The sequence below is a fragment of the Croceitalea rosinachiae genome (assembly GCF_031846445.1).
GTDB lineage: Bacteria > Bacteroidota > Bacteroidia > Flavobacteriales > Flavobacteriaceae > Croceitalea > Croceitalea rosinachiae.
In genome coordinates this window covers 1,523,228-1,537,946 of the sequence record NZ_JAVRHR010000001.1, presented here as the reverse complement: position 1 = coordinate 1,537,946, position 14,719 = coordinate 1,523,228, and the positions used below count along the sequence as shown (strand labels likewise).

The window sequence follows — 14,719 nt, the reverse complement described above, 5'->3', positions numbered from 1 at the left end:
ACTTTTGCCGATAAATTTTACCGTTAATCCGATAAACAAATAATTTTTATGGGTTTTTTTGATTTCATGACCGAAGAAATTGCCATCGACCTTGGTACGGCAAACACGCTTATTATTCATCTGGATAAAGTAGTCGTCGATAGCCCTTCGATAGTAGCCCGTGATCGTGTTTCAGGTAAAATTATTGCCGTTGGCAAAGAGGCCAATATGATGCAGGGTAAAACCCATGAAAATATAAAAACTATTCGTCCTCTTAAAGATGGTGTAATTGCCGATTTTGATGCATCTGAAAAGATGATTAATATGTTCATCAAAAATATACCGGCCTTAAAGAAAAAATGGTTTCCACCGGCATTACGCATGGTCATTTGCATCCCTTCAGGGATTACCGAGGTAGAAATGCGGGCTGTACGCGAGTCTGCCGAACGTGTAAATGGCAAAGAAGTGTATTTGATACATGAGCCCATGGCTGCCGCCATCGGTATTGGATTGGATATTATGCAACCTAAAGGAAACATGATTGTTGACATAGGTGGTGGAACAACTGAAATTGCTGTTATTGCTCTTGGCGGTATCGTTTGCGATAAATCAGTTAAAATTGCAGGTGATGTCTTCACTAATGACATTATCTATTACATGCGCACGCAACATAACCTTTATGTAGGCGAAAGTACTGCAGAGGCCATCAAAATTGAGATAGGTTCGGCTACGGAAGATTTGCAATCTCCACCAGATGATAAATCTATTCAAGGTCGCGATTTGCTAACAGGAAAACCAAAACAGGTCAATGTATCATACAGAGAAATCGCAAAGGCACTTGATAAAAGTATTTTACGTGTTGAAGATGCTGTAATGGAAACTTTATCCCAAACCCCACCGGAACTTGCGGCAGATATTTACAATACAGGGATTTATCTTGCAGGAGGTGGATCCATGCTACGTGGTTTAGACAAAAGACTATCGCAAAAGACAGATCTTCCCGTCTATATTGCTGAAGACCCATTAAGAGCAGTAGTTAGAGGAACTGGAATTGCTTTAAAAAACTTAGACCGTTATAAGAATATTCTTATCAAATAAGAGTATAATCAAATTCGGATTTGTGTCAATCCAAACAATAAAATTGAATGCAAAGGATTATCAATTTTATTCTTAACTACAGAAACGCATTCTTATATGTATTTCTCTTATTGATTTCACTTGTTCTTACAGTTCGTTCGCATTCTTTTCACCAATCAAAATTTTTTAACTCTTCAAAATGGCTTACTGGCTCTTTGTACCAAACATCTAGTAATATTACCTCTTATTTTGATTTAAGGGAAGAGAATGACAGACTAGCCAAAGAAAATGAAAGACTTCGGTTTCAGCTCCTAAATGCTGACGCTAATCTTAACAGTAGTGATACCTTAAATGTCAATTTTGAGGTTGTTAATGCAAGAATTACCAAAAACAGCTACGCCTCACCTCGAAATTACTTGACCATTGATAAAGGGGAAAAAGCGGGTATTAAGCAAGATATGGGCGTAATTACCACAAAAGGCATTCTTGGCATCGTAGAAAATACATCTACTAATTTCGCAACCGTTCAGAGCATTTTAAACATGAAATCAAATATTAATGCAAAGATTAAGAATACAAATTACTTTGGTTCTTTGATTTGGGATGCAAAAAAATATGATATAGTTCAACTTACCGATATTCCAAGGTTAGTCCCTGTTACAGTTGGCGATACTATAGTTACTGGAGCCATGTCGAGTATTTTTCCGGAGAACATACCTATAGGGGTCATTAAAAATTTTAGCTTAAATGAAGCCCAAAGTTTTTACAATATTGATATTAATTTATTCAATGACATGGCCAATATCAAAAACATCTATATCATCAAAAACAAAAATCGAGAAGAAATCATAAACTTGGAAGAACGAATTCTAAATGCTCAATAATCCGGTAGTCATTAATATCGCCCGTTTTGTCTTATTGGTACTTGCACAGGTGCTAATTTTTAACCATCTCAATTTTTTCGGTTACATTAATCCATTAGTCTACGTATTGTTCTTTTACTGGTATCCAATCCGTGAGAATAGGGCTATTTTTATTATTGTCAGTTTTACTCTGGGTTTGACAATTGACATATTCTCAGACACTTTGGCCTTGCATGCGCTAGTCTCGGCAACCTTGGCTTATATTAGGCCTATATTGATGCGGTTTTGCTTTGGGGCAAATTTTGATTTTCAGGGTTTTACTTTTAAAAATTCAACTCGGTTACAGCGAATCACATTTCTTTTTTTGTTGATTTTTATACAGCATCTAATTTTCTTTTCTCTTGAAACTTTAAGCTTTTCACATATCCTATTAATTTTACAAAAAATACTATTTACAAGTTTGGCCACGTTTATATTATGTGTTCTTTTAAGTTCTCTTTTTGCTATTGAAAATGTATAGCTTAACTTAATGTATACAAACTAAATACGGATGAAAAAAATTCTGTTATCTTCTATCATTGTAATTATTGCCATCACCTTTATCGGTCGTTTGTCTTACTTGCAACTGTTTAGTTTTTCACCAAATCAAATCCTTGAAGACCCAGCAATTCAAACTGTATATGATTACCCAGAACGTGGATATATTTATGACAGAAATGGCAAGCTCTTGGTGGGGAATCAGCCCGCTTATGATGTTATGGTCATTCCAAGGGAAACAAAAACCTTAGATACCCTAGAGTTTTGTGAACTTTTAAAAATTAACAAAGAAGATTTTCTTAAAAATATAAAAAAAGCTAGACGATATTCTACACGTTTACCGTCTGTTTTAGTACCCCAACTTTCAAAAGAAGACTATGCCAGGTTGCAAGAAAAAATGCGGAAGTACAATGGGTTTTATATCCAAAAAAGGTCTTTGCGTGATTATATGACCACCAGTGCCGCTAATGTACTTGGTTATATTAGTGAGGTCAATGAAGTTGATTTAAGAAACAATCCATACTACAGAGCTGGAGAATTAAAAGGGCGTACTGGCATTGAAAAACAATATGAAGAATTATTAAGAGGTAGAAAAGGGGTGAAATATCTCCAAAAAGACCGTTTTAATAGAGATATTGGTCCTTATAAAAATGGTAAACTAGATACCTTGCCAAAAATAGGAAATGAACTTCACATTACCATTGATAAAGAACTACAAGAATATGGAGAACGTCTTATGCGAGGTAAGAGAGGCGGTATTGTTGCCCTTGACCCTACATCAGGTGAAATTTTGACCATGATTTCAGGACCTACCTACGACCCTTCTCTTTTGGTAGGCCGTGAACGTTCTAAAAACTACTCAAAGTTACATTATGACAGTATTTCAAAACCTACATGGGATCGTTCTATTTTAGCCCAACCCTCTCCCGGCTCACCTTTTAAAACATTAAATGCCCTTGCTGCATTACAAGAAGGAGTAATCGATACAGAGACTACGTTTAGGTGCTATAACGGATTTTATGTTGGCAACAATAAAAGAGGATGTCATTGTGGCGGAGGTGTGCGTGATTTGAACTCTGGTATTTTTAATTCATGTAATGCTTATTTTGCCGGTACTTTCCGAAAGATATATAGTAAATATAAGACCACCGACGAAGGTATGGATGCTTGGGAAAAACATATGAAAAGCTTTGGACTGGGCAATTATTTGGGCACTGACCTTCCTACCGGTGCTCCCGGAAGAATACCTGATAAGGCATATTACGATAAAGCTTATGGAGATAATCGTTGGGCATCTTCTTTTATCATTTCTAACGCAATTGGTCAAGGTGAAGTGGCTGCAACCCCAATTCAATTGGCAAATATGACTTCGGCAATAGCCAACAGAGGGTTTTATTATACTCCACACATCATTAAGCAAATTGGAGGTCAAAATAGTATAGATTCGAAATACACGGAACGTAAGTATACAACAATTGACAAAGAGCATTTTGAGCCAGTAATCGAAGCAATGGCAAATGTTTACAAATATGGTACAGCTAAATGGCTAAAAGTTCCGGGAATAGAAATTGCTGGAAAAACAGGAACTGTTGAAAACTTCACACGAATTGACGGAGAACGAGTTCAATTGACCGACCATTCTATTTTTGTGGCCTTTGCCCCAGTTAAAAACCCAAAAATTGCTTTAGCAGTTTATATTGAGCATGGGTACTATGGTGGTAGATATGCAGGACATATTGCATCATTGCTAGTTGAAAAATACCTAAAGGGAGAAATAACCCGAAAAGATTTAGAAAAGAAAATGTTAGAGAAAACTTTAGAGCAAGAATATGCCAAACCATTAAGTGGTGAACCTTTCAAGATAAATGAGTATGTCTGGTAAAAGCGTCCTCAAACGTTTGGACTGGCTTACCGTTTTGCTCTATGCTGTATTAGTATTTTTTGGATGGATCAATATCTACAGTACGACTTTTACTAACACAGATACTTCCTTTTTTGATATAAGTACATTATATGGCAAACAGCTTTTTTTTATTGGGCTGTCTTTTTTACTAATAATCATAATATTATCTCTAGAATCATCATTCTTTGAACGATTTTCAGGAATTTTTTATGTAATGTCTATTGTGCTTTTGATTGGACTTTTTCTTTTTGGAAAGACTATTGCTGGTGCAACATCATGGTATGATTTAGGTTTTTTCAACTTACAGCCTTCAGAATTTGCCAAACTAGCTACGGCACTTGCTATGGCAAAGTATTTGAGTGATATACAAACTGATATAAAGAAAGGAAGACATCAATTATACGGCGTGTTCATAATACTCGTTCCCGTATTATTGATTGTACCCCAACCCGACCCAGGTAGTGCCCTAATCTATTTTTCTTTGTTCTTTGTTTTATTCAGAGAGGGCTTGCCAATAAAATATCTAGGGTTTGCTTTACTTTTTATCTTACTTTTTATATCCACTTTAAAATTTGGGGTAATATGGGTATCTATTGGGCTAGGCATTCTTACTTCTCTATTCTTTTTATTTAAAAGGGCCGATATAAAGATTCCTAAAATACCACTCATTATTTTCATAATTTCCTGTATTGTTATTTCCCTTTCCGTAAATTTTGTTTTCAACAATGTTTTTGAACAGCGGCATCGAGACCGATTTGGTCTTTGGCTAGGCCTTGAAAAAGACCCAGCCAAGCTAGAGCAGATTAAAAAAACGATAGGATACAATACATATCAGTCAGAAAAAGCCATTGAATCTGGGGGGTTTTTAGGAAAAGGCTTTTTGGAAGGAACAAGAACCAAAGGAGATTTTGTTCCACAACAGCATACTGATTATATATTCAGTTCAGTAGGAGAAGAATGGGGGTTTTTAGGAACTACTTTGATAATTATAATTTTTACCCTATTTTTTCTAAGGTTGATTCATTTGGCCGAACGTCAAAAACGTGATTTCAGTAGAATGTACGGTTATGGAGTCATTTCTATCTTATTGATACATTATTTTGTGAATATTGGAATGGTCATAGGTCTACTGCCAACTATTGGTATTCCTCTACCATTTTTCAGCTACGGCGGTTCTGGATTACTCTTTTTCACCGCCATGCTCTTTGTACTCTTAAAGTTTGACGCTACACGACTAAAAGAGCTTTAAAACTGCCAGCCATCAATTATAATATCTTCTTCAATTTCTTGTTGCCATTTACCAGGTTTTTTATAAAAAAAGTCAATCCCAGTGCGTTCTTCCAATTCATCTATAGTCACTAAAAAACGATTTAAGGATTGCCGACTTTCTTTATTAGGAAACAAAAAAGCTAAAACCTTAACTGAGTTACCATCATTCCTATAAACAACTTTGTAAAATGATTTTGGCACATCAACATCTTCTGAGCCAATTTCTTCTAGATTTTCTTCTAAAACTCCTCCGACAATTATACCTAAATCGCCATATCGCTTGCACCACTGTCTAATCTGCATCTCTAACCGATTCCAAATCCCTGCATTGAATGCTCTGTCTTGAGGTGAAATATTACTCGTATAAAATGTTTCGTTATAAGCATATTCAGAAAACCTTCTATCAGCTGCAGGGCATAAATGCCCTCTATCATAACCTGAATTTTTATAGTTGCGCCAATCCGCAGATTTTGATTTTACCTTCGGGTCTTCAATAAAGTAGGGGCGTTTACGATTGTCATAGGTTAAATGTTCTTTCTTCAGTTCATAGGCTAGCCATTCTGCTTGCTCATGTGGTTCGCTATAAGACAACATAAAATAATCATGAAAAACAAGCTGATTCTGATTTGAACTTGGCAAAAAGTCTTTATTGAAAGCTAAAGGTGTTTTTTTACTGTCAGGATTTGAATAACTATCTGGTGTATAAAAGTTTTCAAACAACCAAAAACCCAGTATACAGATTAAAAGCAAAACTGAGTAAACAAGTCTATCTTTCCTCATACATCTAAATTTCATTATTTACGAAAAATCAGATTTTAATTTTCAAATTTAACCAATGAACTCATTTAACTTATCATTTTGCCACCCTAAAGCTTAAGCTTAATTTTGTTCTTATTTTCAGATATGGCTTCTTTGACCAAAAATATAGATGATGTAAAAGTAATTCTGGACGCTGGGGAACTTGTAGCAATACCTACGGAGACCGTTTACGGTCTAGCTGCCAAGGCAACTGATACTTTAGCCATTAAAAAAATATTTGAGACTAAAGGTCGGCCGAGTACTAATCCTTTAATTTTACATTTTGCTAGCCTTGATTCCATTTTGCCCTACATTGATTCAATTACTGAAGATGTTCGCTTATTGGCAGATACTTTTTGGCCAGGGCCACTTACCTTATTAATGCCAAAATCAGACTTAGTGCCAGAAATAATTACTGCTGGATTACCAAGGGTTGCGGTAAGAGTACCTAATCATCCAATGACTTTAGAGCTTTTACAGAGATTAGATTATCCTTTGGCTGCACCTAGTGCTAATCCTTCAGGCTATATAAGCCCAACAAATCCATCACATGTTGAAAAACAGTTAGGCACAAAAATCAAAATGATTTTAGATGGCGGAAACTGTATTAAAGGTTTAGAATCAACCATTTTAGGATGGGACGAGCATCACCGACCTATTCTTTATAGACAGGGTGTTATTACTAAAGAGGATCTCGAGACTACTTTAAAAAAAGAACTGCAATTTCATCAATCAGGTTCTACCATTTTAGAAGCCCCTGGTATGTTATCATCACATTATGCACCCCATACCAAAACAATTGTCACTATAGATATTGAGAAGCGTATTGAACAATATAAAGGTTTAAATATAGGATTGATAAAAGCGTACCAATCCTACGATGGATTTGTTTCCATAAAAAAAGAAATTGTTTTGTCTCCAACTAGGTCTTTGGATGAAGTAGCTAAGAATCTTTATGCTGCAATGCATGAACTTGACATGCTTCAACTAGATTTGATATTAATTGAAGAAGTGCCAAATGTAGGCATTGGGTTGGCCATAAATGACAGATTAAGACGGTCATCAACTAATAATAAATAAAAAAGCCCTGAATTAATTCAGGGCTTTTTTATTTATATTTTTAATTATACTTAGCCTTTTACACTGGCCAATTTCGCATTGTTATTTTTTAAAGCATTCAATTTTAAATCTTGTAAAACATTGATTGCTTCTTCAATGTAAACATCCTTTGCCAAATCTGTATGCCAACGATCTCTTTTCTCTCTTAGAATTGGGTCTTTAGTAAACAATTCTTCTTCATACTTTAAAGACTGAAAAGTTAATCTAGAATCGTAATCTGAAAGTTGCTTAAATTGATTGGACCTTTTTTTATTGGCTTCTTGAGTTGTTTTATACTTATTGTAATTTAATGAAACCACAGTTTCATTTTGTTGGTCACGTACCCACTTGGCATTCTCTTCTATCAATTTAATTTGTGGGTTATTTGCCATTCTTGCCGTACTTCGCTCAATGGTCGCTTCATAATCTATATAACCGTTCCAAATTTGATAGTCTGCCGGTGTGATTTTATCCCAAGCTAAAGGGTTTTCTTGATCTCGTTCTCCTAAATCGATATAACTGTATCTATCTGGAACTACAATATCACTCTTGACACCTTCCAACTGCGTTGAACCACCATTTATTCGATAGAACTTCTGAGTAGTCAGTTTAATAGCCCCTAAATCACCATGCTCATTACTCCTGACTATATTATCTAAAGGAATCACGTTTTGAACGGTGCCTTTTCCAAAAGTCTGTTTGCTGCCTATTACAACCGCTCTTTTATAGTCTTGCATGGCGGCCGCTAGTATTTCAGAAGCCGATGCAGATAACTCATTTACCATAATAACCAATGGACCATCCCATTGAATTCTTTCATCTTTGTCTTCATGAATCTCTTTTCGCTGACCAGATGATTTAACCTGCACAATTGGACCATCTTTAATAAACAACCCAGCCATTTCAACAACGGTTTTTAATGATCCTCCACCATTATCCCTTAAATCAAGAATCAAACCCTCAGCTCCAGCTTGCTTTAATCGTTCAACCTCTTTAGCCACATCGGTTGCTGCATTCCGCTCAGAATAATCATCAAAGTCTACATAAAATTTAGGAAGATTAATGATTCCAAATTTACGTTCGTCCTTTATTACAGTAGCAGATTTTGCATAAGACTCTTCTAACTCAACAACATCTCTTTTGATTGAAACAATGTCTACGGTTCCATCTACCTTTCTTACTGTTAAATCTACAATAGTACCTTTAGGTCCTTTGATTAATTTTATAGCATCATCTAGTCGCATACCAACGATATCAATAGGCTCTCCACCTTCTTGGCCAACTTTAAGTATTTCATCACCAACTTCCAAGCTTTTAGCTCTCCAAACTGGCCCACCAGATATAATTTCTACAATTTTTGCTCCTTCTGGCTTCTTTTGTAGTCTTGCCCCGATTCCTTCAAATTTGCCAGACATGCCAATGTCAAACTTTTCTTTCTCATCAGGGGCAAAGTAAAATGTATGTGGATCAAATTCATCGACAATGGTATTTATGTATTGTACAAACCAATCTTTTCGCTCCAAGTCTGAGACAAAATCAAAAAACTCATCTAAGGTGTTCTTTGTTGTCTCACGTGAAGCTTGTTCGACTTCGGCAAGGGTCATGTTTTTCAATTCTGCATTTGCCTCATCTTGACTTTTAGAGATTGTTACACTAGCGAGGTCACCACCTTCAGCACCGCCAGCTTTCACCACCGTATTCTTAATCTTTATTTTTCCATCATAAACTCCTAAAGCATTATATTTTAGTTGTTTTCTCCAACGTTCTTTAAGCTGTTTTTTATTGGAGGCATATGGCTCTTCTTTATAGTCAACTACTATTTCTTCATCTCTAGCAAAGTCAAAAGGGTCTTCTAAAATAGTAGTATAAATCACTTTAGCCTCGTCCATTCGCTTCATCAACCTTTGGTAGACCAAATTAAAAAAAGAGATGTCGGTATTTTTGATTTGATCGTCTATTTGATATTTATATTGTTCAAACTCACGAATATCACTTGCTAAAAAATACCTTTTTGTTGGGTCTATAATGTCAATGAAATCTTCATATACACTTGCCGAAAATTTATCATTAATATCTTTGGGTTCATAATGGCCACGTTCCAAAACATAGGTTATCAAATCAAGCAACAACTTATCTTTATCATTGGTCTCGAATGATTTGTTTGTAAAACTGCAAGAGGCAACCGCTATAAGAATAATTAATAGGCCTAATACAAAATTCTTCTTCATAATATTGTTTTTGGGACTGGGTTATCGTTGTTCAATTAGCAGAAATCAGTCTTCAATTTATGCTTACAATCCGTACGAATTCCCTAAGATAATGAAAAAATCATGCCACCTTATACAGGTCTATATTTAATTTTTTGTTAAACACTTCAGACTTCATATCCTTATGAAAAACGTATTTTTACCATATTAATTATATCAAATGAAAAAACCGCTCATCCTTTTAACGAATGATGATGGAATTACTGCGCCAGGTTTACGTTCACTGATTCAATTTATGAAAGAAATTGCCGATGTGGTCGTGGTCGCGCCTGATAGTCCTCAATCGGGCATGGGGCACGCGATAACGATTGACAATACACTTTATTCAAAAAAAGTCATCATAGATAAGGAAAAAGGTGCGCCCTTAGAATATAGTTGTAGCGGAACACCCGCGGATTGTGTGAAATTGGGGCTTCAAGAAATTCTAAACAAACGACCAGATATGGTAGTAAGTGGAATAAATCATGGATCTAATTCTTCCATAAATGTTATTTATTCAGGCACCATGAGTGCAGCAATTGAAGCGGGTATTGAGGGCATTCCGGCAATAGGGTTTTCACTTTGTGATTACGCTTGGAACGCTGATTTCAGCGCTGTTGGAGATTTTGCAAAAAAAATAGTGCTTGAAGCACTGAAGAATGGTATTCCAAGTGGCACTGTCTTAAATGTAAACATACCCAAAACTGATGGACTACCGCCAAAAGGCATAAAGGTATGCAGGCAAGCCAAAGCTAATTGGAAAGAGCGTTTTGACAAACGTACCAGTCCAACAGGAAAAGAATATTATTGGCTTACAGGAGAATTTGAACTTTTGGATAAAGGCGAAGACACTGATGAACATGCTCTTAGTCAAGGCTATATTTCTATGGTACCTACTCAATTTGATCTTACTGCTCATCACACCATTCAACATATAAATAACTGGCATCTAAATGAATAAAACTAAAAAAGAAGTTATTATCGGTTTTTTAGTTGGGATTATTGCCAATACACTTGGAACACTATTGTACATTTTGTTATTTTCTGACCTTAGTATTTCCGAAACATTTAATGCGGCAATTGCACAGGGGCACATAGGAAGCATTTTAGCTTTGGGAGCTATTTTAAATTTAGTGGCATTTTTTGGGTTTCTTCGCATTAAAAGAGATTATAGGGCAAGAGGGGTGATGATAGCAACTATTTTAACGGCCATGGTCATTCTCTATTATAAGCTGTTTTAAGATGAAGTATTATATCATTGCCGGCGAAGCCTCAGGAGATCTTCATGGTTCCAATCTTATCAAAGCTCTTTTCAAAAAAGATACTGATGCACAAATTCGTTGTTGGGGTGGCGATTTAATGCAAAAAGCTGGTGGTGAATTGGCCAAACACTATAAAAGTATGGCCTTTATGGGATTTTTAGAAGTGCTTAAAAACATCCATACTATTTTTAAAAATATCCGATTTTGTAAAGATGATATTACCAAATTCAATCCTGATGTTATCATTTTTATAGATTTTTCTGGCTTTAATCTTCGTATTGCCAAATGGGCAAAAACGATGAAATTCAAGACCAACTATTACATCTCACCTCAAATTTGGGCTTCAAGAGAAAGTCGAATTCATAAAATAAAAAGAGATATCGACAAAATGTATGTGATTTTACCCTTTGAAAAAGAGTTTTATAGTAAACATAACTACCCAACCAAATTTGTCGGCCATCCTCTTTTAGATGCTATTGAGAATACTGAGTTTATCGATGAAAAAGAAATACGGTCAAAATATAATTTGCATCCTGACAAACCTATAATTGCCTTACTCCCTGGAAGCCGAAGGCAAGAGGTGCAAAAAATGCTTTCTTTAATGCTATCGGTTACCGTTGATTTTCCTGATTATCAATTTGTAATTGCCGGTGCCCCTAGTTTAGATGATGATTTTTATATGCATTTTCTTAAACAAAACACAGTAGGCTTTGTATCTAATGAGACCTATTCCTTATTGAAATGCTCTCATGCAGCTTTGGTAACTAGCGGAACAGCAACATTGGAGACAGCGCTTTTTAATGTACCGCAAGTAGTTTGTTACAAGGGCAATTGGATTTCATACCAAATCGCAAAACGTATTATAACCTTAAACTTCATTTCATTGGTAAACCTCATTATGGATAAAGAAGTGGTAAGAGAATTAATCCAAGACCAATTGAATATCAAAAATCTGACTTTAGAGCTTCAGGAAATCGTCGAAGGTGAAAAAAGAAATCAAATATTGTCAGACTACGAAATACTACAGGAAAAATTGGGAGGGCCGGGCGCTAGTAAAAAAACAGCTGCTTCGATCGTTGAAAATGCGTAATTTTAACCTCCAAGGAGAAATTATATTCTTGGATGCTTAAGAAAGCCTACATTTTAATCATTGCCATTTTGCTTACGGGTTGCTTTGCAAAAAAGAAAACCACCTATAGTAAGACAAGAACGATTACCGTAAAATCTTCTGATGAAAAGCATGTAACCACCAAGGAGAAAAAGAAAAAAAAGGGAGGTGAAAATAAAAAGGCCGAGCAAGTAATTGAAACTGCCATGACCTATTCTGGGGTTCGTTATAAATTTGGTGGTGAAACAAAAAAGGGAATGGATTGTTCAGGACTTGTTTTTGTCGCCCTAACTAAAAATGATATTTCTTTTCCTAGGATTTCACACCAAATGGCAAATGAAGGAAAGCGCATAAAAATCAAAGAAGTGCAAAAAGGTGATTTACTCTTTTTTAAAACTGCTAAAAGAGGCAAAAACATCAATCACGTAGGCTTAGTAGTTGAAGTTGATGATGAAATTAAGTTCATACATTCTACTACCTCGCGTGGTGTCATTGTTTCTTCTTTAAGAGAAGGCTATTGGAATTCAGCCTTTATCAAAGCTCAGCGCATTTTATAATGCAAATGTTCGACTTTGTATCCGTTAAACTCTCTCTTTGCATAATTATTAGCATTCTAATCGGTTTTTATTTTGAACCTCACCTTAAAACTTGCGGTCTTGTTTTATTAGGCTCATTGGTCACCTTACTAATAGCTTATATAAAAAGCATTAGAGATGGCTTCCCTTATTTTGGCCCTATCAGCTATTTCACGACCATATGCTTGGGCTTTTTTATTGTTGCCCTATCAAACCCTAAAAATTCTAGTTCCCATTATTCAACCTTAACATTATCTAAGCCTGCTGTTTGGAAGGTTAAAATTCGTGAGGTTTTAAAGCCCAATTCATATTCAAACAATTATATCGTTGAAGCAAAGACTTCTGATTCTATTTCTGTTTCAGGAAAATTACTTTTAAACATTCAAAAAGATTCCAATAAGATTAGAGCGCACTATGTTGACCAAGAATTGTTATTAATTTCTGAAGCTTTAGCTATAAAGCCACCACTGAACCCATATGGATTTGATTATAAAGATTATTTAAAGAAGCAAGGTGTCTACCATCGCTTACAAATAGGTGTAGATTCTTATTCAAAAACTAAAAACTCTTCAAAAACATTGATAGGAATTGCTGCTAATTTTCGAGAACAACTTATCAGAAAACTAAAAGAAGCCCCATTCGGAGCTGATGAATTAGGCGTAATCCAAGCCTTATTATTAGGACAGCGAAATGATATATCAGCCCGCACCTATGACAGTTACAAAGATGCTGGAGCGGTACATATTTTAGCCGTTTCAGGTCTTCATATAGGCATTTTATTACTACTGCTGCAATTTTTATTAAAACCCCTAGAATTACTGCCAAAAGGAAAGACCATTAAGCTTATTGCCATCGTATTATTGCTTTGGTCATTTGCTTTTATTGCTGGCCTTTCACCTTCCATTTTTAGATCAGTGATGATGTTTTCCTTTATTGCCTATGCCATGTATCTGAATCGCCCAAGCAACACCTTTAATATATTGGCACTCTCTATGTTCGTCATTCTATTAATAAAGCCAATGGTTTTGTTTCAGGTTGGCTTTCAAATGAGTTATGCGGCAGTTTTTGCCATCGCATGGATTTATCCCATGTTACAGCGGTTTTGGTATCCAAAAAACTGGATTCTTCGAAAAGGATGGCAATTATTATCGGTCAGCTGTGCGGCTCAAATGGGGGTCTTACCAATTAGTTTGTTCTATTTTCATCAATTTCCAACATTGTTCTTTATTTCTAATTTGGTTATCATTCCCTTTTTAGGAATTATTCTTGGGATTGGAATTTTAGTTTTGACATTAGCATGGTTTGATCGGCTTCCAGACATTGTAGCAAATGCATATAACTTTTTGATCGGCAAGATGAATTCTGTAATAGCTTGGGTTGCCCGACAAGAAAATTTTGTCTTGCGTGATATTTCTTTTGACCAATTTCAATTAGTATTAACATATGGACTGATACTACTTTTTATTCTTTCACTTTCTAAACCAACTTTTAGAAAAGTTAGCATGTTTTTGATAGGAGTACTTTTCTTTCAAGTATGGTTAACTTATAACCAATGGCAACTTGATAAAACGGAGTATTTTATTTTAGGGCATCAAACCGCGAATACTTTTTTCTTACATCAAAAAGGGGATCATTTGAACATTATAGGTTCAGAAAATAGTCATTTAGAACGCATAACCGCAAATTATAAAGTTGCACGACGAATTGATTCGGTAAATAAAACTTCATTAGAGAATAGCTATACGATTGGCAAAAATCAATTATATGTTATAGACAGTTCGGGAATTATTCCATATCTAAAGGGACTGGATTATTTGTTGCTTACCCAATCTCCAAAAATAAACTTAGAAAGGCTAATAGATTCCGTAAGACCAAAACAAGTTTTAGTTGATGGGAGTAATTATAAAAGTTTTGTAAATCGCTGGAAAGAAACGTGTTTAAAAAAAGAAATCCCTTTTCACTATACTGGTGAAAAGGGGGCCTTTTATTTTGCTATTGAATAAC

The 14,719-nt window shown here is 35.4% G+C and carries 12 protein-coding genes; 10 read left to right on the top strand and 2 right to left on the bottom strand.

Annotated features, from left to right (window positions below):
* The first annotated feature begins 48 nt into the window (after positions 1-48).
* The 4 genes from RM706_RS06970 to rodA all read left to right on the top strand — a co-directional run bounded on the left by RM706_RS06970 (position 49) and on the right by rodA (position 5,608).
* Positions 49-1,077 carry a rod shape-determining protein gene (locus RM706_RS06970; protein WP_311350308.1) on the top strand — a complete coding sequence of 343 codons (1,029 nt, stop codon included), beginning with the start codon at positions 49-51 and terminating at the stop codon, positions 1,075-1,077.
* Positions 1,078-1,124: 47 nt separating this feature from the next.
* Positions 1,125-1,940, top strand: a complete 816-nt coding sequence (gene mreC / locus RM706_RS06965) for a rod shape-determining protein MreC (protein WP_311350307.1) — start codon at positions 1,125-1,127, stop codon at positions 1,938-1,940.
* 529 nt (positions 1,941-2,469) lie between these two features.
* On the top strand, positions 2,470-4,338 hold the full coding sequence (gene mrdA / locus RM706_RS06960; protein WP_311350306.1) for a penicillin-binding protein 2: 1,869 nt from the start codon (positions 2,470-2,472) through the stop codon (positions 4,336-4,338).
* Positions 4,328-5,608 (top strand): rod shape-determining protein RodA, encoded by a 1,281-nt coding sequence (gene rodA / locus RM706_RS06955; RefSeq protein WP_311350305.1) that lies wholly within the window; start codon positions 4,328-4,330, stop codon positions 5,606-5,608. Before mrdA ends, rodA begins: the two co-directional genes overlap by 11 nt.
* Here rodA and RM706_RS06950 read toward each other — a convergent pair.
* Positions 5,605-6,408, bottom strand: coding sequence for a DNA/RNA non-specific endonuclease (locus tag RM706_RS06950; RefSeq protein WP_311350304.1), 804 nt, complete (start codon positions 6,406-6,408; stop codon positions 5,605-5,607). The two genes, rodA and RM706_RS06950, sit on opposite strands and share 4 nt — an antisense overlap.
* 123 nt (positions 6,409-6,531) lie before the next feature.
* Here RM706_RS06950 and RM706_RS06945 point away from each other — a divergent pair, with 123 nt between their 5' ends.
* Positions 6,532-7,506: an L-threonylcarbamoyladenylate synthase gene (locus RM706_RS06945; RefSeq protein ID WP_311350303.1), complete on the top strand. Its 975-nt coding sequence runs from the start codon at positions 6,532-6,534 to the stop codon at positions 7,504-7,506.
* Positions 7,507-7,556: 50 nt separating this feature from the next.
* Here RM706_RS06945 and RM706_RS06940 read toward each other — a convergent pair whose 3' ends face one another.
* Positions 7,557-9,752, bottom strand: coding sequence for a carboxy terminal-processing peptidase (locus tag RM706_RS06940; RefSeq protein WP_311350302.1), 2,196 nt, complete (start codon positions 9,750-9,752; stop codon positions 7,557-7,559).
* Positions 9,753-9,951: 199 nt separating this feature from the next.
* Here RM706_RS06940 and surE point away from each other — a divergent pair, with 199 nt between their 5' ends.
* From surE to RM706_RS06915, 5 genes are read left to right on the top strand one after another with little or no spacing between them, the layout of a single operon-like run.
* Complete coding sequence (gene surE / locus RM706_RS06935; protein WP_311350301.1) at positions 9,952-10,731, top strand: 5'/3'-nucleotidase SurE; 780 nt, start codon at positions 9,952-9,954, stop codon at positions 10,729-10,731.
* Positions 10,724-11,011: a hypothetical protein gene (locus RM706_RS06930; protein ID WP_311350300.1), complete on the top strand. Its 288-nt coding sequence runs from the start codon at positions 10,724-10,726 to the stop codon at positions 11,009-11,011. The genes surE and RM706_RS06930 overlap by 8 nt, the downstream gene beginning before the upstream one ends.
* Position 11,012: 1 nt before the next feature.
* Entirely contained in the window at positions 11,013-12,122 is a 1,110-nt protein-coding gene (gene lpxB / locus RM706_RS06925; protein WP_311350299.1) for a lipid-A-disaccharide synthase, read from the top strand.
* A gap of 32 nt (positions 12,123-12,154) precedes the next feature.
* Positions 12,155-12,697 carry a C40 family peptidase gene (locus RM706_RS06920; protein ID WP_311350298.1) on the top strand — a complete coding sequence of 181 codons (543 nt, stop codon included), beginning with the start codon at positions 12,155-12,157 and terminating at the stop codon, positions 12,695-12,697.
* A gap of 5 nt (positions 12,698-12,702) precedes the next feature.
* The gene (locus RM706_RS06915; protein ID WP_311350297.1) at positions 12,703-14,718 is read left to right on the top strand and encodes a ComEC/Rec2 family competence protein; all 2,016 of its coding nucleotides are present in this window, start codon (positions 12,703-12,705) and stop codon (positions 14,716-14,718) included.
* Position 14,719 lies beyond the last annotated feature (1 nt).